This window comes from Streptomyces rhizoryzae (genome assembly GCF_023155275.1).
In the GTDB taxonomy this organism is placed as follows: domain Bacteria; phylum Actinomycetota; class Actinomycetes; order Streptomycetales; family Streptomycetaceae; genus Streptomyces; species Streptomyces rhizoryzae.
Map to the genome: position 1 here is coordinate 14,705 of NZ_JALMUV010000042.1, position 21,130 is coordinate 35,834.

Below are 21,130 nucleotides of genomic sequence, written 5' to 3' on the forward strand. Positions count from 1 at the left end.
CGACGACCTGGAGGAACGGGCCCATCGGACACGCAGACACCCTGATCGCCCTGGGCGGGGCCTTCCTCGCCGCCGCCGTCCTGGCCCGCCTCGGCGGGCGGATCGGCCTCCCCACCATCCCGCTGTTCATCCTGGCCGGAATCCTGCTCGGCCCGCACACCCCCGGCCTCGTGCTGGTCGCCGACCCGCACGACCTGGAGATGCTCTCCCTGCTCGGCCTGGTCCTGCTCCTCTTCTCCCTGGGGCTGGAGTTCCCCGTGGACGACCTGAAGGCGGGCGGCCGCCGGATGGCGCTGGCCGGCGGGGCGTACCTGACCCTGAACGTCGGCGCCGGGCTCGGCTTCGGCTTCGCGCTCGGCTGGGGGACCTCCGAGGCGCTGGTGCTCGCCGGGGTGCTGGGCATCTCCTCGTCCGCGATCGTCACCAAGGTGCTGGTCGACACCGGGCGGCTGGGCAATCCCGAGACCAAGCCGATCCTCGGCATCATCGTCGTCGAGGACGTCTTCCTGGCGCTGTACCTGGCCGCGCTCCAGCCGGTGCTCTCCGGCGCGGACTCGCTCGCCGCGGCGGCACCGGCGGCCGGGAAGGCGTTCGGCTTCCTGCTGCTGCTCGCCGCGGCGGCCCGCTGGGGCACCCGGATCACCGGCCGGCTGATCGCCACCCGGGACAGCGAACTGCTGGTGATCTCCTTCCTGGGCGCGGCCGTTCTGGTCGCCGGTATCTCCGAGTGGTTCGGGGTGGCGGACGCCATCGGGGCCTTCATGGTGGGGCTGATGCTGGGCGGGACGAGTTCCGGAGGGCGGATCCGGAAGCTGGTGCACCCGCTGCGGGACGCGTTCGGGGCGCTCTTCTTCTTCGCGTTCGGACTCTCCATCGACCCCGGGGACCTGCCGGGCGTGGTGGGGCCGGTGCTGCTCGCGGTCGCGCTGACGCTGGTGATGAACGTCCTGGCGGGGCTGGTCGCGGCGCGGATCCACGGCTTCGGGCCGGAACCGGCCGCCAACATCGCCACCGCGCTGCTGGCCCGCGGCGAGTTCGCGCTGATCCTGGCGACCATGGCGGCGGGCGCCGGACTGGACGAGCGGCTGCCGCCGTTCATCGCCGGCTACGTGCTGATCCTGGCGGTGCTGGGGCCGCTGGCGGCCGGCCGCGCCGGGCTGCCGGCCCGCCTCCTGCCGGGCGGCGGGGCGCGGCCGGGCGGCGGGGGGCCGGCGCCCGCGGCGGTCAGCCCTCCCGCGAGATCAGCAGCAGCGCCCGGTCGTCGTTGACGTCCTTGGCGACGGCCTCGATCAGATGCCAGGCGGCGCCGGCGAAGCCGTTGTGCACATGGCGCTCGGCCTCGCCGGTCAGCCGGTCGATGCCCTCGGCGATATCGCGGTCGGCGGCCTCCACCAGGCCGTCGGTGAACAGCATCAACACGTCGCCGGGGCGCAGGGTGCCCTTGACCGGGTCGAACTGCGCGCCGTCGTAGACCCCGAGCAGCGGCCCCTCCCCCGCCTTCTCCTCCCAGCGGCCGGTGCCGGCGCTCAGCTGGAGGGCCGGCAGGTGGCCGGCGGAGAACAGCTCGTAGTCGCCGGACTCCAGGTCCAGGACGAGGTGGACGGAGGTGGCGAAGCCCTCGTCCCAGTCCTGGCGCAGCAGGTAGCCGTTGGCGGCGGGCAGGAAGCCGTGCGGCGGCAGCGAGCCGAGCAGGCCGCCGAAGGCGCCGGAGAGGAGCAGGGCGCGGGAGCCGGCGTCCATGCCCTTGCCGGAGACGTCGGTCAGCACGACCTCCAGGACGTTGCCGCCCTGGGTGCGGGAGGCCACCACGAAGTCGCCGGAGAAGGACTGGCCGCCGGCCGGGCGGAGCGCCATCTCGTGGTGCCAGCCCGCCGGGAGTTTGGGCAGCTTGCTCTGCACCCGGATGCGTTCGCGCAGGTCGAAGAGCATGGTGCCGCCGCGCCGCCAGGGCACGCCGACCCGGCTGCGGAACTGCGCGACCAGCAGCCCGGAGAGGCCGACCGCGGCGACCACCAGGACCGTGCCCGGGGTGATCCGGTCCCGGCCCTCGTCGTACGGGCCGAACAGCGCGGCCTCGACGATCAGGGCGGCGGCGGAGGCCGCGTACAGGACCAGGAGGTTGGCCGGGCGCAGCAGCAGGCCGCCGGCGATGACCGGGAGGACCAGCGCGGTCGGCGCGATCCACTCGGGGTGCCAGAGGGTGCCGCCGGCGATGGCGGGGACGGCGGCGAGCAGCGCGGCCAGCGCGAGCCAGTCGGAGCCGTCGCCGCGGAAGGAGTCGACCCCGGCCTTGCGCATGCCGATGCGGACCCGGTGCAGACGTTTGTGCATCCGGGCCCTGAAGGTCTCCGCTCCCGCGCCGCGTGTCATTGCTCTGGGACCTTATCCACCCGTTCGGCGGCGCGTCGATTCATTGCACGTCAACCCGTGGATTTCCGGGAATTGGCGTTCGAAATGCGGTCGCGCGGCCGGAGCGGGTGCTGCTAGGGATGACGTATGACAGCAGAGGTGCGGCAGGTGCGGGAGACCGATCTGACGGCGTGGTTCCACACCGTGGACGTGGCGTTCGGCGGGCTGCCGGACGCCGCGGACCGGGCCGCGTGGTGGCGGGCGGTCACCGAGCCGGAGCGGGCGCTCGCGGCCGTGGCCGGCGGTGCGCTCGTCGGGACGGCCGGCTCGTTCTCGTTCTCACTGACGGTGCCGGGCGGCGCCGCGGTGCCGGCCGCCGGGGTGACGCTGGTCGGTGTGGTGCCCACCCACCGCCGGCGCGGGGTGCTCCGGTCGCTGATGCGGCACCAGCTGGACGGCGTACGGGAGCGCGGGGAGCCGCTGGCGGTGCTGACCGCGAGCGAGCCGGCGATCTACGGGCGGTTCGGGTACGGCCCGGCCACCTGGGAGCTGCGGATGGCGGTGGACACGGTGCGGCTGGCCGCCCCGGAGCTGCCGGGCGCGGACGGGGTGCGGCTGCGGCTGGCGGACCCGGTGGCCGCGCTCCCGGAGTGCGAGCGGGTCTACGCCGCCCTGGTGCCGGGCCGGCCGGGGATGCTGGCGCGGCGGCCCGGCTGGGAGCGGCGGGGGGTGCTCGACCCGGAGGGCGAACGGGACGGCGCCGGGCGCCTTCAGTGCGTGCTGGCCGAGGTGGACGGCGAGGTGCGGGGGTACGCCCGGTATGCCGTCAAGGGTGACTGGGACCACACCGGGCCGTGCGGCACGGTCCGGCTGCGGCACCTGGACGCGCTGGACCCGGTGGTCCACGCGGCGCTGTGGCGCTATCTGTTCGGGATCGACCTGACCTCGTCGGTGGTGGTGCGCGACCGGCCGGTGGACGATCCGCTGCCGCACCTGGTGGCCGACCAGCGGCGCTGCGGCCTCGGGATCCGGGAGGCGCTGTTCGTCCGCCCGGTGGAGGTGGGGGCGGCGCTGGCGGCCCGGACGTACCGGGCGCCGGTGGACGTGGTGCTGGAGGTCGCCGACGACTTCTGCCCGTGGAACGCCGGGCGCTGGCGGCTGTCCGGGGACGCGCACGGGGCGCGCTGCGAGCGGACCACCGATCCGGCGGAACTGGCGCTGTCGGTGCGGGAGCTGGGCTCGGCCTATCTGGGCGGATGCGCGCTGACCGCGCTGGCCGGTGCCGGGCGGGTGCGGGAGCTGCGGCCGGGGGCGCTGGCGGCGGCGTCGATGGCGTTCGGGTCCGACGTGGCGCCCTGGCTGCCGCACGGCTTCTGACCGGGCGGGGCGGCGGTCAGGGCCGGGCGGCGGCGGGCTGGCAGGTGGGGCACCAGAAGAGGTTGCGGGCCGCGAGGCCGGCGGTGCGCACCTCGGTGCCGCAGAGGTGGCAGGGGTCGCCGGTGCGCCGGTAGACGTAGACCTCACCGCCGTGGTCGTCGACCCGGGGCGGGCGGCCCATGGCCTCGGGGGTGTGCTCGGGGCGGACGGTGTCGATCCGGTTGTTCCGCACCCCCTCCCGCATCAGGGCGACCAGGTCGGCCCAGATCGCGTCCCACTGCTCCCGGCGCAGGTCGCGGCCGGGGAGGTAGGGGTCGATGCCGTGCCGGAAGAGGACCTCGGCGCGGTAGACGTTGCCGACGCCGGCGATCACCTTCTGGTCGAGCAGCAGCGCGGCGACGGTGGTGCGGCTGCGGGAGATCCGCCGCCAGGCGCGGTCGCCGTCCTCGCCGGGGCGCAGCGGGTCGGGACCGAGCCGGTCGTGTATCGCCTGCTTCTCGGCGCCGGTGATCAGCGCGCAGGTGGTGGGGCCGCGCAGGTCGGCGTGGTGGCCGCCGCCGGTCAGCCGCAGCCGGACGGTGTCGGTGGGCGGCGGGGGCGGGGCGGTGCCGAAGCCGAGCTTGCCGAAGAGGCCGAGGTGGATGTGGACCCAGTGGTCCGGTCCGAAGCCGAGGAAGAGGTGCTTGCCGTGGGCCTCGGCGGTCTCCAGGGTCCGGCCGTCGATGAGGGCGGCGCCGTCGGCGAATTTCCCCTGCGGGCTGGTGGCGCGGAGTGCGGTGCCCTCGAAGCGGGCGCGGTGGTCCAGCGCGAGGCGGTGGATGGTGTGCCCTTCGGGCATCGGGTGCTGGCCTCCGGCGGGTGCGTCCTCTGGTGCGGCCCGGGGGCCGGCTCGTGTCACCCGTTCCGCCCCGGCGGAACGCGCCCCCACGAACCGGCCGGCGGCGTCAGTCCTGCTGGGGGTGGTGGGCCGGGATGGGGGGCAGCTCACCGGTGGTCTCGTACGCGGAGAGCATCTCGATGCGGCGGGTGTGCCGCTCCTCGCCGGAGTACGGGGTGGTGAGGAAGACCTCGACGAAGCGGGTGGCCTCCTGCTCCGTGTGCATCCGGCCGCCGACCGAGATGACGTTGGCGTTGTTGTGCTCGCGGCCGAGCCTGGCGGTCTCCTCGCTCCACGCCAGCGCGGCGCGGACGCCCTTGACCTTGTTGGCGGCGATCTGCTCGCCGTTGCCGGAGCCGCCGATCACGATGCCGAGGCTGTCCGGGTCCGCGGCGGTCCGCTCCGCGGCGCGCAGGCAGAACGGGGGGTAGTCGTCCTGGGCGTCGTAGAGGTGCGGGCCGCAGTCGACGGGCTCGTGGCCGTTGGCCTTGAGCCAGTCGACGAGGTGGTTCTTGAGGTCGAAGCCGGCATGGTCGGAGCCGATGTACACGCGCATGGCCATGAGTGTGGCATGCCGCCGGGCGGGCCGGGCGCACCGGGGCTCGGAGCCGCCCGGCCGCCGCGGCCTGCGCCTTCGGCAACCCACCGGTACGGCAACGATCCGGGTCCGGCTCTTCCAAACGGGCCGTTGACAAGGTTGTAATGCCTGGGTTCGACACCGAGAACCACGAAGGACGGTGCACATGGGCGCGCACCCGCCTACCTCCCACGCGGTCCCCGCCGCCGGTGAACCCGGCAGCGGCTCCGCAGACCGGTCGACGGACGGGCTTCAGGCCGGTCTGAAGAACCGCCATCTGTCCATGATCGCGATCGGCGGGGTCATCGGCGCCGGCCTGTTCGTCGGGTCCGGGGCCGGCATCAAGGCTGCGGGCCCGGGGATCCTGCTCTCCTACGCGCTGACCGGGCTGCTGGTCGTGCTGGTGATGCGGATGCTGGGCGAGATGGCCGCGGCTTCGCCCGCCTCCGGGTCGTTCTCCGCGTACGCGGACCGGGCGCTGGGGCGGTGGGCCGGTTTCACCATCGGCTGGCTGTACTGGTTCTTCTGGTCGGTCGTGCTGGCGGTCGAGGCGACCGCGGCGGCGGCGATCCTGACCGGCTGGATACCGGACGTGCCGCAGTGGGCCTGGGCGCTGCTGGTGATGATCGTGCTGACCGGGACGAACCTGGTGTCGGTGGGGTCGTTCGGCGAGTTCGAGTTCTGGTTCGCCGGGATCAAGGTCGTGGCGATCGTGATCTTCATCGTGGTGGGCGCGCTGGCGATCTTCGGGCTGCCGCCGGGGCACCACGCGGTGGGCACCGCCAACCTCCTCGGGCACGGCGGGTTCCTGCCGAAGGGGCCGGGGGCGATCCTCTCCGGGATGCTGCTGGTGGTCTTCTCGTTCATGGGCAGCGAGATCGTCACGCTGGCGGCGAGCGAGTCGCCGAACCCGGTGGCGGCCGTCCGCAAGGCCGTCAACAGCGTGATCTGGCGGATCGCGCTGTTCTACATCGGGTCGATCGCGGTGATCGTGACGCTGCTGCCGTGGGACGACCCGGAGGTGGCCAAGAGCCCGTACGTGGCGGTGCTGAAGTCGCTGAACATCCCGGGCGTGGACGTGGTGATGGACGTGGTCGTGCTGACCGCGGTGCTGTCCTGTCTGAACTCCGGGCTCTACACCGCGTCCCGGATGGCGTTCTCACTCGGTGAGCGCGGCGACGCGCCGAAGTCGTTCGCGACCGTCAACAAGGGCGGCGTCCCGGCGGTGGCGATCTGGGCGTCGGTGGCCTTCGGCTTCATCGCGACGATCTTCAGCTACACCTCGAAGGACACCATCTTCCAGTTCCTGCTGAACTCCTCGGGCGCGGTGGCGCTCTTCGTGTGGCTGGTGATCTGCTTCTCGCAGCTGCGGATGCGCCGGACCATCGAGCGGGAGATGCCGGAGCGGCTGACGGTGCGGATGTGGCTGTACCCGTGGCTGACGTACGCCACCATCGCGCTGATCGTCTTCGTGGTGGGCTACATGTTCTACGACAAGGACGGCCGGGAGCAGATGGTGCTGTCGGTGGTGGCCGCCGTGGTGGTGCTGGCGGCCGGGCTGGTGCTCCAGCGGCGGCGGCCCCGGGAGGCGGCGGCGGGCCGGGCGGCGCAGGCGGCGGACACGCCGTAGCGCCGGCCCGTTCCACACGACGCGGCGGGGCCCGCACCCCTGGTGGGTGCGGGCCCCGCCGCCGTTGCGGCCGCGGCCGCGGGTCAGTCGCGGCCGGCGAGCTTCCAGGCGGCCGGCAGCGCGCCCATCGCCAGGGCGGTCTTCAGGGCGTCGCCGATCAGGAACGGCACCATGCCCACCGCGACCGCCTGGCCCAGGGACATGCCGGTGGCGAACGCCAGGTAGGGCACGCCGATCGCGTAGATCAGGGCGTTGCCGGCGGCCATGGTGGCGGCGGTGCGCAGCACCCCGCGGTCGCCGCCGCGGCGGGCCAGGGCGCCCACGGCGGTGGCGGCGACCAGCATGCCCAGGACGTAGCCGAAGGTGGCGCCGCCGGCACCGGAGGCACCGCCCGCGAACCACGGCAGGCCGGCGATGCCCGCCAGGGCGTAGAGGGCCAGCGACAGCAGCCCGCGGCGGGCGCCGAGCGAGGCGCCGACCAGGAGGGCGGCGAAGGTCTGGCCGGTGACCGGGACCGGGGAGCCGGGGACCGGGACGGCGATCTGGGCCGCTATCCCGGTGAGGACGGCGCCGCCGGCGACCAGCGCGGCGTCGCGGACGCGGGCGCGGGTGGCGGTGGCGGCGGGCAGCAGGTCGGCGAGGACGGCTCCGGGCCGGAGGGCGGGGGCGGCTGTACTCATCAAGGACTCCGCGGGTGTGAGGGGACCGGTCCGACAGGGGCCGGTCCGGCGGGACGAGATGACGTTAGTTCAGGCGGACGGCGGCGCACATGGTGTGGCGGTGACAAAGCCGTACCGGCCCGCTCGGTGACTTCCGGACAACGGTCAGCATGCCCGAAGATCGCCCCGCAGCGGGGCGTCTTCGCAGGTCACGTGATGCTCGTCACGGCCGGGGCGGTGGCCGGGGGCCGGTTTTGCGGTAGCGCGGACCGGGCGGTGACACTGGGACGGCTCCGCGGCCACCTGTGGAGTTCCCCCAAAGCGGGCGGGGTCCTTCCGCGGGCCCGGCCCTTTGCGCACCTTGCGAAAGTGACGAACCGATGCACGACGCACCGCCCCCGGTCGGGAAAGAGCCGCTGTCCGCGGGGCTCAAGCAGCGCCATCTGACGATGCTGGGCCTGGGCGGGGTGATCGGCGCGGGGCTCTTCGTGGGCTCCGGGGCGGGGATCGCGGTGGCCGGGCCGGGGATCGTGCTGTCGTACCTGATCGCCGGGGCGCTGGCGATGCTGATCATGCGGATGCTCGGGGAGATGTCGGCGGCGATGCCGGCGTCGGGGGCGTTCTCGGTGCACGCGGAGCGGGCGCTGGGGCGCTGGGCCGGCTTCAGCGTGGGCTGGCTGTACTGGTTCCTGCTGGTGGTGGTGCTGGCGGTGGAGGCCACCGGGGCGGCGCAGATCGCGCACGGCTGGGTGCCGGCGGTGCCGCAGTGGGGCTGGGTGCTGGTCTTCATGGTGTTCTTCACCGCCGCCAACCTGGCCGCGGTGAAGAACTTCGGGGAGTTCGAGTTCTGGTTCGCCGCCCTGAAGGTGACCGCGATCGTGCTGTTCCTGGTGCTGGCCCTGCTGGCGGTCTTCGGCGTGCTGCCGGACACCGCGCCGGTCGGGCTGGCCAACCTCACCGGGCAGGGCGGGTTCCTGCCGCACGGCTGGGGCGGGGTGGTCTCCGGTGTGCTGGCGGTGGTGTTCGCGTTCGGCGGGCTGGAGGTGGTCACCATCGCGGCCGCCGAGTCCGACGATCCGGCGCGCGCGGTGGGCCGGGCGGTGCGCAGCGCGGTGTGGCGGATCCTCTTCTTCTACGTGGGTTCGATGCTGGTCATCGTCACCGTGCTGCCGTGGTCGTCGATGCGGCCGGGCAAGAGCCCGTACGTGATGGTGCTGGACCACATCGGGGTGCCGGGCGCCGGGCAGATCATGAACATCGTGGTGTTCGTGGCGCTGCTGTCGGCGCTGAACGCCAATCTCTACGGCTCCTCGCGGATGGTGTTCTCGCTGGCCGAGCGCGGGGAGGCGCCGCGCGGGCTGCTGACGGTGTCCCGGGGCGGGGTGCCGGTGCGGGCGGTGCTGGCGTCGGTGGCGTTCGGCTTCGCCTCGGTGCTGCTCAATCTGGAGTGGCCGGATTCGGTGTTCCTGTACTTGCTCAACGCGGTCGGAGCGGTGCTGCTGTTCGTCTGGGGGCTGATCGCCGTCTCCCAGCTGCGGCTGCGGCCGCGGATCGAGCGCGAGGCGCCGGAGCGGCTGGCGCTGCGGATGTGGGCGTTCCCGTATCTGACGTGGGTGGCGCTGGCGGCGATGGGCGCGGTGATCGTGCTGATGCTGACCGATGACACCGCCCGCCCGCAGCTGCTGTGGTCGGCCGGGGCGACCGCCGCGGTGCTGGTCGTGGCGGGGATACGGGAACTGACGGCGCGTCGGGCGCGGCGCTGAGGCGCGCGGGGACGTCTGCGGCGGTTCCGAGACGTACGTCACAGGACATCGCATTCGACGACGTATCAGACACTCTCGGTCACGATCGCGTCTGAATACCGAACAATCGCTGCACGACTGTTGCCCTGAGCGGACAGGGACGCTCAGACTGAGCCAGCTTTGCCGAGGACCCCGGAGTTGAGCCGTCCGCGGCCCCGGGAGAACGCAGTATCGCCCCGCCCGCATCTCACCTACTGGGACAGGTACGACATGAATCGGACACCTCCGTCCGCCGCGTCCGCCGGTGCGCGGCCCGCCGCGGCCCCGGGCGCCGGCCAGGACGGCGGCGCACTGTCGCACGGCCTGAAGCAGCGCCACCTCTCGATGATCGCCCTCGGCGGGGTGATCGGCGCCGGGCTGTTCGTCGGCTCGCGCGAGGGCATCGCGGCGGCCGGCCCCTCCATCGTGCTGGCCTACGCCGTCTCCGGCGCGCTGGTCATGCTGATCATGCGGATGCTCGGGGAGATGTCCGCGGCCCACCCGGCCTCCGGCTCCTTCTCGGTGCACGCCGAGCGGTCCATCGGCTCATGGGCCGGCTTCACCGCGGGCTGGATGTTCACCGCGCTGCTGTGCGTGGCGGTGGCGGCCGAGGCGCTGGGCGCCGCGGACGTGCTGCACCAGTGGTTCCCCGCCACCGAGCCGTGGATGTGGGTCCTGCTCATCATGATCGTGTTCACCGCGACCAACCTGACCGCGGTCGGCAACTTCGGTGAGTTCGAGTTCTGGTTCGCCGCCCTGAAGGTCGCCGCGATCGCGATCTTCCTGATCCTGGGCGTGCTGGCCATCCTCGGCCTGCTGCCCGGCACCTCGGCGCCCGGCACCGCGCACCTGACCGGCGACGGCGGCTTTCTGCCCAAGGGCGTCGACGGACTGATGGTCGGCCTGCTGGCGTCGGTGTTCGCGTACGGCGGCCTGGAGACGGTGACCATCGCGGCCGCCGAGTCCCAGGACCCGGTCCGCGGCGTGGCCCGCGCGGTGCGCACCGCGATGTGGCGGATCGCCCTGTTCTACGTCGGCTCGATGGCGATCATCGTCACCGTCATCCCCTGGAGCGCGCCCTCCATCGCCAAGAGCGGCCCGTACGTGGCGGTGCTGGACTACCTCAAGATCCCGGCGGCCGGCCAGATCATGAACGTGGTCATCCTGATCGCCCTGCTCTCCGCGGTGAACGCCAACATCTACGGCTCCTCCCGGATGGCCTACTCGCTGATCACCCGCGGCCAGGGCCCGGCGTTCCTGGGCAAGGTGAGCGGCGGGGTGCCGCGCCGCGCGGTGCTGCTGTGCGCCGCCTTCGGCTTCCTCGCGGTGCTGTTCAGCTTCTGGTGGCCGACCACGGTCTTCCAGTGGCTGCTGAACATGGTCGGCGCCGCCGTCCTGGTGGTCTGGGGCTTCATCGCCGCCGCCCAGCTGCGCACCCGGCGGCAGCTGGAGCGCGAGGCGCCGGAGCGGCTCGTGGTCAAGATGTGGGCCTTCCCGTTCCTGACCTGGGTGGCGCTGGCCGGGATCGTCGCGGTGCTGGTGCTGATGCTGCGCGACGACAGCCAGCGGATCCAGCTGCTCTTCACCGGCGGCTTCGGCCTGGTGCTGACGGTCATCGGGCTCGTCCGGCAGCGGGCGCTGGGCCGGCGGTAGGCGCGCGGCAGCCCCCGTACCCCGAAGGCGGGGCGGGACCTCCTTCCGAGGTCCCGCCCCGCCTTCGGTCTTTGGGACCAGGACCGCCGCCGCACCGCCCCCGTGATCACTCCTGCTGATAGCGTGCTCTTGCACATCGATTGCAACTACGGCGACTACGCAGCTTGGAGGCGGGGTCGGTATGGCGACCTACACACTTCCGGAACTCCCCTACGACTACTCGGCGCTGGCGCCGGTCATCAGCCCCGAGATCATCGAGCTGCACCACGACAAGCACCACGCGGCCTATGTGAAGGGCGCCAACGACACCCTGGAGCAGCTCGCCGAGGCGCGCGACAAGGACCAGTGGGGCAGCATCAACGGCCTGGAGAAGAACCTCGCGTTCCACCTCTCCGGCCACATCCTGCACAGCATCTACTGGCACAACATGACCGGCGACGGCGGCGGCGAGCCGCTGGAGAAGGACGGGGTGGGCGAGCTGGCCGACGCCCTCGCCGAGAACTTCGGCTCGTTCGCCAAGTTCAAGGCACAGCTGTCCAAGGCCGCCGCCACCACGCAGGGCTCCGGCTGGGGCGTCCTGGCCTACGAGCCGGTGACCGGCCGCCTCATCGTCGAGCAGGTCTACGACCACCAGGGCAACGTCGGCCAGGGCTCGGTGCCGATCCTGGTCTTCGACGCGTGGGAGCACGCCTTCTACCTCCAGTACAAGAACCAGAAGGTGGACTTCATCGAGGCGATGTGGCGGGTCGTCAACTGGCAGGACGTGGCCAAGCGGTACGCGGCCGCGAAGGAGCGGGCCCACAACCTGCTGCTGGCGCCGTGAGGCGGTAGCCCCCGGGACGTCCTGCCTCGTGATCGTCTTCTCACCTTTCACCGGGCAGGCGGAAAGAAGCGGAGCCCCCGCGAGGACGTGACTCGCGGGGGCTCCGTCCGTACTCCGGCGGGTGTCAGTCGAAGAGCGGAGGCTGGGTCCGCGTCCGCTTGATCTCGTAGAAGCCGGGGATGGAGGCGACGGCCAGGGTGCCGTCCCACAGCCGGGCGGCCTGCTCGCCCTTGGGAGCGGGCGTGACGACCGGCCCGAAGAAGGCGATCTTCCCGCCCGTCGCCCCACCCCCGCCCCCGGAAGAGCTCGCTTCGCTCGCACTGCCGTAATCCGGTCCGGGCACCGCGATCACCGGCGTGCCGACCTCCTGGCCGACCAGGTCGATGCCCGCCTTGTGGGAGGCGCGCAGCTCGGCGTCGTAGGTGTCCTTGTCGGCGTACTCGATCAGCTCGGCGGGCAGACCGGCGTCGGCCAGGGCGCCGGCGATGGACTCGCGGGTGATGCCCTCGCCGCGGTGGTGGAAGCGGGTGCCGAGCGCGGTGTAGAGCCTGCCGACGACCTCGTCGCCGTACTGCTCCCGGGCGGCGATCACCACGCGGACCGGGCCCCACGCCTTGCCGCCGGGGCGCATGTTGGCGGCGTACTCCTCGGGGAGTTCGTCGAGCCTGTTCTCGTTCAGCACCGCCAGGCTCATCACGTGCCAGCGCACCTGCACCGGGCGGACCTTCTCCACCTCCAGCATCCAGCGGGAGGTCAGCCACGCCCAGGGGCACAGCGGGTCGAACCAGAAGTCGGCCGGGATCTTCGCGGTCTCGGACACGGGATCTCCTCGTGAGTGCGTCGGCTGCGGTGGTTCCGTGCAGGCTTCAACCCGCGGGGCGCGTGCCATGATTCCCCGTGTTCGATATCCGAGACGAGGGTGAGGGAGGCACACCGTGCCAGGCGAGAATCTGTCCCGGGAAGAGGCACGTGAGCGGGGCCGGCTGCTGACGGTCGACGGCTACGACGTGGCGCTCGACGTCCGCTCAGCGGTCGCCCGGGGCCCCGAGGCGGAGACCTTCCGGTCCCGCACGACGATCCGCTTCCGCTGCGCCGAGCCGGGCGCGGCCAGCTTCGCGGACCTCCTGGCGCCCTCGGTCACCTCGGTCACCCTCAACGGCCGCACGCTGGATGCGGCCGCGGTCTTCGACGGCACCCGGATCGCCCTGGACGACCTGGCCGCCGAGAACACCCTGGTCGTGGACGCGCGGTGCGCCTACAGCCGGACCGGGGAGGGCCTGCACCGCTTCGTCGACCCCGAGGACGGCGAGGTCTACCTCTACACCCAGTACGAGCCCGCCGACTCCCGCCGGGTCTTCGCGAACTTCGAACAGCCCGACCTCAAGGCGCCGTTCACCTTCGAGGTCACCGCGCCCGAGGGCTGGCTGGTGCTCAGCAACGGCGTCCAGGAGGGCCCCGCCGAGGCCGGCACCCGCCGCTTCGCGACCACCGAGCCGATCTCCACGTACATCACCGCCGTGGTCGCCGGGCCGTACCACTACGTCACCGACACCTACCGCCGCACCTTCGAGGACGGCACCGAGCTGACCGTCCCGCTCGGCGCGCTGTGCCGCAAGGGCCTGGCCCGGCACTTCGACGCGGACGACATCTTCACCGTCACCAAGCAGGGCCTGGACTTCTTCCACGACCACTTCGACTTCCCGTACCCGTTCGGCAAGTACGACCAGGCGTTCGTGCCGGAGTACAACCTCGGCGCGATGGAGAACCCGGGCTGCGTCACCTTCCGCGAGGAGTTCGTCTTCCGCGGCAAGGTCACCGAGGCGTCGTACGAGCGGCGGGCCAACGTCATCCTGCACGAGATGGCGCACATGTGGTTCGGCGACCTGGTCACCATGCACTGGTGGGACGACCTGTGGCTGAAGGAGTCCTACGCGGACTTCATGGGCAGCTTCGCGCAGGTGGGCGCGACCCGCTTCACCGACGGCTGGATCACCTTCGCCAACCGCCGCAAGTCCTGGGCGTACCGGGCCGACCAGCTGCCCTCCACCCACCCGGTCACCGCGGACATCCGCGACCTGGAGGACGCCAAGCTCAACTTCGACGGCATCACCTACGCCAAGGGCGCCAGCGTCCTCAAGCAGCTGGTGGCCTACGTCGGCCAGGACGCCTTCCTGGAGGGCGCCCGGCGCTACTTCAAGCGGCACGCCTACGGCAACACCCGGCTGGCCGACCTGCTGGCGGTCCTGGAGGAGACCTCGGGCCGGGACCTGGCGGCCTGGTCGCGGTCCTGGCTGGAGACGGCCGGCGTCAACTCCCTGACGCCGCAGGTGACCTACGACGCGCAGGGCCGGATCACCGAGCTGAGCATCCTCCAGGAGGCGTCGCCCGACCACCCGGAACTGCGGCCGCACCGGGTCGCGGTGGGCCTCTACCGCCGCCTCGACGCCGACTCCGCACTGGTGCGCTACGCCCGCGCCGAGGTGGACGTCACCGGCCCGCGGACCGCGGTGCCGGAGCTGGCCGGCGCCGAGCGGCCGGAGCTGGTGCTGGTGAACGACGAGGACCTGACGTACTGCAAGACCCGCTTCGACGAGGGGTCGCTGGCCACCCTGCGGGCCCGGCTCGGCGATCTGCGCGACCCGCTGGCCCGGGCACTGTGCTGGGCGGCGCTGTGGGGGCTGACCCGGGACGGGCTGATGCCGGCCCGGGACTTCCTGGAGCTGGTGCGGCGGTTCGCCGGCGCGGAGACCGTGATCGGCGTGCTCCAGTCGGTGCTGGGGCAGGCGGAGGCCGCGCTGGAGCACTACGTGGCGCCGGAGTACCACGAGCGGGCGGCCCGGGAGCTGTCGGAGGCCGCGGTGCGGGAGCTGCGGGTGGCCGAGCCGGGCAGCGGGCACCAGCTCAGCTGGGCCCGCCACTTCGCCGCGGTGGCCACCACCCCGGCCGACCTCCAGCTGCTCCAGGGGCTGCTGGACGGCACCGCGAAGATCGACGGGCTGGTGGTCGACCAGGAGCTCCGCTGGGCGTTCCTGCTGCCGCTGGCGGCCCACGGGGCGGCCGGCGAGGAGCGGCTCGCCGCCGAACTGGCCCGGGACAACACCGCGTCCGGCAAGCGCCACCAGGTCCGCTGCCTGGCCGCCCGCCCCTCGGCCGAGGTCAAGGCGGCCGCCTGGGCGGACGTGGTGGAGTCCGACGCGCTCTCCAACGCCCTGGTGGAGGCGACGCTCTCCGGTTTCGCCCGGCCGGCCCAGCGGGAGCTGCTGGCCCCGTACGCGCCGCGCTACTTCGCGGTGATCGAGCGGATCTGGCGGGAGCGGTCCATCGAGATCGGGATGTCGGTGGTGCGCGGGCTGTTCCCGTCCTGGCAGGTGGACCGGGCCGCGCTGGACGCCGCGGACGACTGGCTGGCCGGGCACGGGCAGGCGGCGCCCGCGCTGCGCCGGCTGGTGCTGGAGGAGCGGGACGACCTGGCGCGGGCGCTGCGCGCACAGGCTTGTGACGCGGCGGCCGGGCCCCGGCCGTAACCCCTCCCCCGACCTGCCCCCCTCGGCCGTCGAACGCCCGTCCTTGAGGGCAGGATTGTCCCGCTTGTGCCACAGGCGGGTAACAGCGGTTAGGGGGCGGAGCGGGGCCGGGAATCGACCCGGCATGAACCACGACACCCCGCTCTCCCCCCTCCCGCTGCACCACCTCGCCGACGGCAGCTGCCCGGTCCTCACGACGCAGGAGCTCCGGGCGCACGGGGTGCCGCCGGCCGAGGTCGCCGACCGCTGCCGCCCCGGCGGGCCCTGGCAGCAGCTGCTGCCCGGCGTCCACCTGCTGCACCAGGGGCCGCCCACCAGCCAGGAGCGGCTGCACGCCGCGCTGCGGTACGCCCGCCACCGCGGCCCGTCGGTGCCGGTCCAGCCGCGCGCCCCGGAGGCCGTCCGGGATCCGATGATCACCGGACTGGCGGCACTGGCCCTGCACGGTTTCGCGGCCGCTCCCCCGCTGCTGTCCCTGGAGCGCATCGAGGTGCTGGTGGCGCGGTCCCGGCGGCTGCGCTCGGCCGGTTTCGCGCGGATCGTCCGGGGCGCGGACCTGCCGGCCCCGCAGCAGGTCACCGGGGTGCCCACCGCGCCGGTGCCGCGGGCGCTGGCGGACGCGGTGGCCGGGCTCGCGGACGGGGCGGTGGTGCGCCGGCTGCTGACCGAGGCGGTGCGCGGCGGGCACTGCGAGGCCGCCGCGGTGGTGCGGGAGCTGACCCGGGCCCGGCTGCTGGCCCGGCCGCACGTGGTGGACGCGGTGGACGCCCTGCTGGCCGAGGGCCGCGCGCTGGCCGAGCAGCGGCTCTACGACGCGGTGCGCGCCCACGGGCTGCCGGACCCGGTGTGGAACGTGGACCTGCGGCTGCCGGGCGGCCCGTACCTGGGCGGGGTGGACGCGTACTGGCCGGAGTACGCGGTGGCCGTGGAGATCGACACCCGCCCGGCCCGCCCGGCCGCCGGGGAGCCCGCGGAGCCCGCCGAAGACGAGCACCGGGACGCCCTGGAGCGGCTCGGCATCACCGTCGTGCGCTGCCGGCCGCGCACCCTGCGGGAGGCCCCCGAGCAGCAGGCGACGGTGATCCGCACGGCGCTGATGGCGGCCGCCGGCCGGGAGCCGGCGGCGTACGTGGCGGTCCTCCCGCGCTGACCGGGCCGCCCGGCGCGCGCCCCCGCACGGACCGTCACGCCCGCGCACGCTCCGTTGCCGTCCGCCCGTCGCGATCTCCACCCACTGGAACGGATTGGACAAGGCGACGGGTCTCACACACATGATGGGAGCGCCACTGAGCAGGTGTTCCCATCAGACACCCGGAGCCCGGCCGGCGGGCCGGGGCGGAAAGAAGGAGTCCCATGAGGATCGGAATCGTCGGAGCCACCGGTCAGGTCGGCGGTGTGATGCGGCGGATTCTCGCCGAGCGCAACTTCCCCGTCGAGCAGCTGCGGCTGTTCGCCTCGGCCCGGTCCGCGGGACGGACGCTGCCCTGGCAGGACACCGAGATCACCGTCGAGGACGCGGCCACCGCCGACTACTCCGGCCTGGACATCGTGCTCTTCTCGGCCGGCGGCGCGACCTCGAAGGCGCTGGCGGAGAAGGTCGCCGACGCCGGCCCGGTCGTGATCGACAACTCCTCGGCCTGGCGCCGCGACCCGCAGGTCCCGCTGGTGGTCTCCGAGGTCAACCCGCAGGCGGTCACCGACCGGCCCAAGGGCATCATCGCCAACCCGAACTGCACCACCATGGCCGCCATGCCGGTGCTGCGCCCGCTGCACGAGGAGGCCGGACTGGTCTCCCTCGTCGTCGCCACCTACCAGGCGGTCTCCGGCAGCGGCCTGTCCGGCGTCGCCGAGCTGGACGGGCAGGCCCGCAAGGCCATCGAGCAGGACGCCACCAAGCTGACCCACGACGGCGCGGCCGTGGAGTTCCCGGCCCCCGACACCTACGTCCGCCCGATCGCCTTCAACGTCCTGCCGCTGGCCGGCTCGATCGTCGACGACGGGCTGAACGAGACCGACGAGGAGCAGAAGCTCCGCCACGAGAGCCGGAAGATCCTGGGCATCCCGGAGCTGAAGGTGTCCGGCACCTGCGTCCGCGTCCCGGTCTTCACCGGCCACTCCCTCCAGATCAACGCGCGCTTCGCCCGCCCGCTCGCCCCCGAGCGCGCCCAGGAGCTGCTGGCCGCCGCGCCCGGCGTGGCGCTCTCCGACGTCCCCACCCCGCTCCAGGCCGCCGGCCAGGACGCGTCCTTCGTGGGCCGGATCCGCCGCGACGAGACCGCCGAGAACGGCCTGGCGCTGTTCGTCTCCAACGACAACCTCCGCAAGGGCGCCGCGCTCAACGCCGTCCAGATCGCCGAGCTGGTCGCCGCCGAACTCCGCGGCTGATCTTCTGCGCACACCGGCCGGGGCCCGCACGGAACACACCGTGCGGGCCCCGGCCGGGTGCGGGGCGCTCGGAAGCGCCAGGTGCCGCCGCAGGGCGGCGTCGACTTCTTTCATGCGCTGCCGGGGGACGGAGCCGAGGAAGCGGAGCAGGCGTTCCGGGGCGAGCGAGCGCACCTCGTTGGCGCCGTCGTGGGAGACGATGACGGCCGGGCGCGCCCTGTGGGCCCCGCTGCCGCGCGCCGGCTCGTGGTCGGCCGGGCCGCTCAGGGCCGCCGCACCTCGAACTGGAAGCAGCCGTACTCCACGGCGCGGACGTGGACGAGGGCCACCTCCGGGTCGGCGAACGCCTCGGTGAGGGCCGCGTCGAAGCCGGCCGCGGAGTCCTGCGGGATCTCGAAGAGGCGGCCGCCGGCGATCCGGCCCCGGCGGTCGTAGCGGCGCAGGGTCCGCAGCGCGCCGGGCCGGGCGAAGGGGTAGCCGGTGGCCGACGGGTCGGGACCCGGGCACTCCCGGGCGTGCACGAACACCGGCCCCGCCTCGTCGTAGGCCCCCGGCGCGGCGCCGGTGGCGGCCGCCCAGCGGCGCAGCGGCGCGTACGACACCAGGGCCACCTCCTCCCCCGCCCCGGCGGCCCGCAGGCAGCAGCGCAGCGGACTGCCCACGCAGTCCACCGGCGCCCCGTGCTCCCGGGCGGTGAACGGTTCCAGGGGCCGCCCGGAGTCGTCGGTGCGGCGCAGTTCGGCGAGGACGGCGGCCGGGATGGCCAGCGGTGTGTAGGTCGTCATGCGGCCAGCCTCCGCGTTCCGGGGCCGCCCCGCTGGCGGGAAGCGGACGTCGTCCTGGCCGGGGCGGTGCCGTGGAAGGATGGCCGGACGATGCGATGACGATCGGTAAGGAGAGGGACGCGTGCCTGGTACGAATCTGACCCGGGAAGAGGCGCGGGAGCGGGCGCGGCTGCTGACTGTGGACGCGTACGAGATCGAGCTGGACCTGAGCGGGGCGCAGGAGGGGGGCACGTTCCGGTCGGTGACGACGGTGCGGTTCGACGTCGCCGGCGAGGAGGGCGGGGACGGCGCCTCCTCGTTCATCGACCTGGTGGCGCCGGCCGTGCACGAGGTGGTGCTCAACGGCACCGCGCTGGACGCGGCGGCGGTCTTCCAGGACTCGCGGATCGCGCTGCCGGGGCTGCGCGCCGGCCGCAACGAGCTGCGGGTGGTGGCGGACTGCGCGTACACCAACAGCGGTGAGGGGCTGCACCGGTTCGTCGACCCGGTGGACCAGCAGGCGTACCTCTACACGCAGTTCGAGGTGCCGGACGCCCGGCGGGTGTTCGCCAGCTTCGAGCAGCCGGACCTCAAGGCCACCTTCGCCTTCACGGTGACGGCCCCCGAGGGCTGGACGGTGATCTCGAACTCGCCGACGCCCGAACCGGCGGACAACGTCTGGCGGTTCGCGCCGACACCGCGGATCTCCACCTACATCACCGCCCTGATCGCCGGCCCGTACCACAGCGTGCACAGCACGTGGGAGGGCGCCGACGGCCGGTCGGTGCCGCTGGGGATCTACTGCCGGCCGTCGCTGGCCGAGCACCTGGACGCCGACGAGATCTTCGCGGTGACCCGGCAGGGCTTCGACTGGTTCCAGGAGAAGTTCGACTACCCCTACCCGTTCGCCAAGTACGACCAGCTCTTCGTGCCGGAGTTCAACGCCGGCGCGATGGAGAACGCCGGCGCGGTCACCATCCGCGACCAGTACGTCTTCCGGTCGAAGGTGACCGACGCGGCGTACGAGGTGCGTGCCGAGACGATCCTGCACGAGCTGGCCCACATGTGGTTCGGCGACCTGGTCACCATGGAGTGGTGGAACGACCTGTGGCTGAACGAGTCGTTCGCCACCTACACCTCCATCGCCTGCCAGGCGTACGCGCCGGGCAGCAAGTGGCCGCACTCGTGGACCACGTTCGCAAACTCCATGAAGACCTGGGCCTACCGGCAGGACCAGCTGCCCTCCACCCACCCGATCATGGCCGAGATCCGCGACCTGGACGACGTCCTGGTCAACTTCGACGGGATCACCTACGCCAAGGGCGCCAGCGTCCTCAAGCAGCTGGTCGCCTACGTCGGGATGGACGAGTTCTTCCAGGGCGTGCAGGCGTACTTCAAGGCGCACGCGTTCGGCAACACCCGCCTGGCCGACCTGCTCGGGGCGCTGGAGAAGACCAGCGGCCGGGACCTGGCGACCTGGTCGAAGAAGTGGCTGGAGACCGCCGGGATCAACATCCTGCGGCCGGAGATCACGGTCGCCGGCGACGGCACCGTCACGTCCTTCGCGGTCCTCCAGGGGGCCCCGGCGCTGCCGACCGGCGCGACCGGCGAGCCGGTGCTGCGCCCGCACCGGATCGGCATCGGCTACTACGACCTGGTGGACGGCAAGCTCGTCCGCACCGGCGGCGTCGAGCTGGACGTGGACGGCGAGCGCACCGAGGTGCCCTTCCCGGCCGGCTTCCGCCGCCCGGACGTCATCCTGCTCAACGACGGCGACCTGTCCTACGCCAAGGTGCGGCTGGACGAGCAGTCGCTGAAGGTCGTCACCGAGCACCTCGGCGACTTCGCCGAGTCGCTGCCGCGCGCCCTGTCGTGGGCGTCCTCCTGGGACATGACCCGGGACGCCGAACTCCCCACCCGGGACTACCTCTCGCTGGTGCTCTCCGGCATCGGCAAGGAGAGCGACATCGGCGTGGTGCAGTCCCTGCACCGCCAGGTGAAGCTGGCCCTGGACCTCTACGCGGCGCCCGGGCGGCGCGCGGCGGCCCTGGCCACCTGGACCGACGCGGCGCTGGACCACCTGCGGGCGGCCGCGCCGGGCAGCGACCACCAGCTGGCCTGGGCCCGCGCGCTGGCCGCCGCGGCCCGCACCGACGCGCACCTGGACCTGCTCCAGGGGCTGCTGGACGGCACCGCGGAGATCCCGGGCCTGGTGGTGGACACCGAGCTGCGCTGGTCGCTGCTGGAGCGGCTGGCGGCCACCGGCCGGGCCGGTGAGGCGGAGATCGCCGCGGAGCTGGAGCGGGACCGGACCTCGGCGGGCGAGCGGCACGCGGCGACCGCCCGCGCCGCGCGGCCCACCCCGGAGGCCAAGGCCGCGGCCTGGGCCTCGGTCGTGGAGTCCGACACCCTGCCCAACGCGGTGCAGGAGGCGGTCATCGCCGGCTTCGTCCAGCCCGACCAGCGGGAGCTGCTGGCGCCGTACGCGGCGAAGTACTTCGAGGTGGTCAAGGACGTCTGGGAGTCCCGCAGCCACGAGATGGCGCAGCAGATCGTGATCGGCCTCTACCCGGCCCTCCAGATCTCCCGGGAGACCCTGGACGCCACCGACGCCTGGCTGGCCTCGGCCGCGCCGAGCCCGGCGCTGCGCCGCCTGGTGACGGAGTCCCGGGCGGGCGTCGAGCGGGCGCTGCGCGCGCAGGCGGCGGACGAGGCCGCCGGGGCCTGACCG

16 protein-coding genes are annotated in these 21,130 nt (G+C 73.3%); 10 read left to right on the forward strand and 6 right to left on the reverse strand.

The features are described 5' to 3' along the window. Positions 1 to 50: 50 nt before the first annotated feature. Positions 51 to 1,268, forward strand: coding sequence for a cation:proton antiporter (locus MUU72_RS27375; protein ID WP_248016126.1), 1,218 nt, complete (start codon positions 51 to 53; stop codon positions 1,266 to 1,268). Here MUU72_RS27375 and MUU72_RS27380 read toward each other — a convergent pair. Beyond that, the gene (locus MUU72_RS27380; protein ID WP_248016083.1) at positions 1,225 to 2,331 is read right to left on the reverse strand and encodes a PP2C family protein-serine/threonine phosphatase; all 1,107 of its coding nucleotides are present in this window, start codon (positions 2,329 to 2,331) and stop codon (positions 1,225 to 1,227) included. The genes MUU72_RS27375 and MUU72_RS27380 overlap by 44 nt on opposite strands. A 165-nt stretch (positions 2,332 to 2,496) precedes the next feature. Here MUU72_RS27380 and MUU72_RS27385 point away from each other — a divergent pair, with 165 nt between their 5' ends. Beyond that, the gene (locus MUU72_RS27385; RefSeq protein ID WP_248016084.1) at positions 2,497 to 3,726 is read left to right on the forward strand and encodes a GNAT family N-acetyltransferase; all 1,230 of its coding nucleotides are present in this window, start codon (positions 2,497 to 2,499) and stop codon (positions 3,724 to 3,726) included. Positions 3,727 to 3,742: 16 nt separating this feature from the next. Here MUU72_RS27385 and MUU72_RS27390 read toward each other — a convergent pair whose 3' ends face one another. Both MUU72_RS27390 and MUU72_RS27395 read right to left on the reverse strand, forming a co-directional pair. Further along, complete coding sequence (locus MUU72_RS27390; RefSeq protein WP_248016085.1) at positions 3,743 to 4,564, reverse strand: Fpg/Nei family DNA glycosylase; 822 nt, start codon at positions 4,562 to 4,564, stop codon at positions 3,743 to 3,745. 106 nt (positions 4,565 to 4,670) lie between these two features. Then, positions 4,671 to 5,159 carry a ribose-5-phosphate isomerase gene (locus MUU72_RS27395; RefSeq protein WP_248016086.1) on the reverse strand — a complete coding sequence of 163 codons (489 nt, stop codon included), beginning with the start codon at positions 5,157 to 5,159 and terminating at the stop codon, positions 4,671 to 4,673. Between the two features lie 187 nt (positions 5,160 to 5,346). Here MUU72_RS27395 and MUU72_RS27400 point away from each other — a divergent pair, with 187 nt between their 5' ends. Further along, complete coding sequence (locus tag MUU72_RS27400; protein WP_248016087.1) at positions 5,347 to 6,810, forward strand: amino acid permease; 1,464 nt, start codon at positions 5,347 to 5,349, stop codon at positions 6,808 to 6,810. A gap of 83 nt (positions 6,811 to 6,893) precedes the next feature. Here the strand turns inward: MUU72_RS27400 and MUU72_RS27405 are convergent, their stop codons facing one another. Next, the gene (locus MUU72_RS27405; protein ID WP_248016088.1) at positions 6,894 to 7,490 is read right to left on the reverse strand and encodes a biotin transporter BioY; all 597 of its coding nucleotides are present in this window, start codon (positions 7,488 to 7,490) and stop codon (positions 6,894 to 6,896) included. 359 nt (positions 7,491 to 7,849) lie between these two features. Here MUU72_RS27405 and MUU72_RS27410 point away from each other — a divergent pair, with 359 nt between their 5' ends. The 3 genes from MUU72_RS27410 (at position 7,850) to MUU72_RS27420 (ending at position 11,726) form a co-directional block, all read left to right on the forward strand. After that, on the forward strand, positions 7,850 to 9,232 hold the full coding sequence (locus MUU72_RS27410; RefSeq protein ID WP_248016089.1) for an amino acid permease: 1,383 nt from the start codon (positions 7,850 to 7,852) through the stop codon (positions 9,230 to 9,232). Between the two features lie 249 nt (positions 9,233 to 9,481). Continuing rightward, positions 9,482 to 10,903 carry an amino acid permease gene (locus MUU72_RS27415; protein ID WP_248016090.1) on the forward strand — a complete coding sequence of 474 codons (1,422 nt, stop codon included), beginning with the start codon at positions 9,482 to 9,484 and terminating at the stop codon, positions 10,901 to 10,903. 181 nt (positions 10,904 to 11,084) lie between these two features. Continuing rightward, complete coding sequence (locus MUU72_RS27420; RefSeq protein WP_248016091.1) at positions 11,085 to 11,726, forward strand: superoxide dismutase; 642 nt, start codon at positions 11,085 to 11,087, stop codon at positions 11,724 to 11,726. A 124-nt stretch (positions 11,727 to 11,850) separates the two neighbouring features. Here MUU72_RS27420 and MUU72_RS27425 read toward each other — a convergent pair whose 3' ends face one another. Next, positions 11,851 to 12,546 (reverse strand): mycothiol-dependent nitroreductase Rv2466c family protein, encoded by a 696-nt coding sequence (locus MUU72_RS27425; protein ID WP_248016092.1) that lies wholly within the window; start codon positions 12,544 to 12,546, stop codon positions 11,851 to 11,853. A 115-nt stretch (positions 12,547 to 12,661) separates the two neighbouring features. Here MUU72_RS27425 and pepN (MUU72_RS27430) point away from each other — a divergent pair, with 115 nt between their 5' ends. From pepN (MUU72_RS27430) to MUU72_RS27440, 3 genes are all read left to right on the forward strand, one after another. Further along, positions 12,662 to 15,250, forward strand: coding sequence for an aminopeptidase N (pepN, locus tag MUU72_RS27430; protein ID WP_248016093.1), 2,589 nt, complete (start codon positions 12,662 to 12,664; stop codon positions 15,248 to 15,250). A 124-nt stretch (positions 15,251 to 15,374) separates the two neighbouring features. Next, complete coding sequence (locus MUU72_RS27435) at positions 15,375 to 16,400, forward strand: endonuclease domain-containing protein (RefSeq protein WP_248016094.1); 1,026 nt, start codon at positions 15,375 to 15,377, stop codon at positions 16,398 to 16,400. A 203-nt stretch (positions 16,401 to 16,603) separates the two neighbouring features. Further along, positions 16,604 to 17,635: an aspartate-semialdehyde dehydrogenase gene (locus tag MUU72_RS27440; protein ID WP_248016095.1), complete on the forward strand. Its 1,032-nt coding sequence runs from the start codon at positions 16,604 to 16,606 to the stop codon at positions 17,633 to 17,635. A 263-nt stretch (positions 17,636 to 17,898) separates the two neighbouring features. Here MUU72_RS27440 and MUU72_RS27445 read toward each other — a convergent pair whose 3' ends face one another. After that, positions 17,899 to 18,420 (reverse strand): DUF1203 domain-containing protein, encoded by a 522-nt coding sequence (locus MUU72_RS27445; RefSeq protein WP_248016096.1) that lies wholly within the window; start codon positions 18,418 to 18,420, stop codon positions 17,899 to 17,901. A gap of 121 nt (positions 18,421 to 18,541) precedes the next feature. Here MUU72_RS27445 and pepN (MUU72_RS27450) point away from each other — a divergent pair, with 121 nt between their 5' ends. After that, positions 18,542 to 21,127 (forward strand): aminopeptidase N, encoded by a 2,586-nt coding sequence (gene pepN, locus MUU72_RS27450; RefSeq protein WP_248016097.1) that lies wholly within the window; start codon positions 18,542 to 18,544, stop codon positions 21,125 to 21,127. The last annotated feature ends 3 nt before the right edge of the window (positions 21,128 to 21,130 follow it).

What these genes read in the sequence shown, in the direction of transcription:
- MUU72_RS27380 (WP_248016083.1), bottom strand. Translation starts at nt 2,331, where the DNA reads ATGCACAAACGTCTGCACCGGGTCCGCATCGGCATGCGCAAGGCCGGG.
- MUU72_RS27385 (WP_248016084.1), top strand. Translation starts at nt 2,497, where the DNA reads ATGACAGCAGAGGTGCGGCAGGTGCGGGAGACCGATCTGACGGCGTGG.
- MUU72_RS27390 (WP_248016085.1), bottom strand. Translation starts at nt 4,564, where the DNA reads ATGCCCGAAGGGCACACCATCCACCGCCTCGCGCTGGACCACCGCGCC.
- MUU72_RS27395 (WP_248016086.1), bottom strand. Translation starts at nt 5,159, where the DNA reads ATGCGCGTGTACATCGGCTCCGACCATGCCGGCTTCGACCTCAAGAAC.
- MUU72_RS27400 (WP_248016087.1), top strand. Translation starts at nt 5,347, where the DNA reads ATGGGCGCGCACCCGCCTACCTCCCACGCGGTCCCCGCCGCCGGTGAA.
- MUU72_RS27405 (WP_248016088.1), bottom strand. Translation starts at nt 7,490, where the DNA reads ATGAGTACAGCCGCCCCCGCCCTCCGGCCCGGAGCCGTCCTCGCCGAC.
- MUU72_RS27410 (WP_248016089.1), top strand. Translation starts at nt 7,850, where the DNA reads ATGCACGACGCACCGCCCCCGGTCGGGAAAGAGCCGCTGTCCGCGGGG.
- MUU72_RS27415 (WP_248016090.1), top strand. Translation starts at nt 9,482, where the DNA reads ATGAATCGGACACCTCCGTCCGCCGCGTCCGCCGGTGCGCGGCCCGCC.
- MUU72_RS27420 (WP_248016091.1), top strand. Translation starts at nt 11,085, where the DNA reads ATGGCGACCTACACACTTCCGGAACTCCCCTACGACTACTCGGCGCTG.
- MUU72_RS27435 (WP_248016094.1), top strand. Translation starts at nt 15,375, where the DNA reads ATGAACCACGACACCCCGCTCTCCCCCCTCCCGCTGCACCACCTCGCC.
- MUU72_RS27440 (WP_248016095.1), top strand. Translation starts at nt 16,604, where the DNA reads ATGAGGATCGGAATCGTCGGAGCCACCGGTCAGGTCGGCGGTGTGATG.
- MUU72_RS27445 (WP_248016096.1), bottom strand. Translation starts at nt 18,420, where the DNA reads ATGACGACCTACACACCGCTGGCCATCCCGGCCGCCGTCCTCGCCGAA.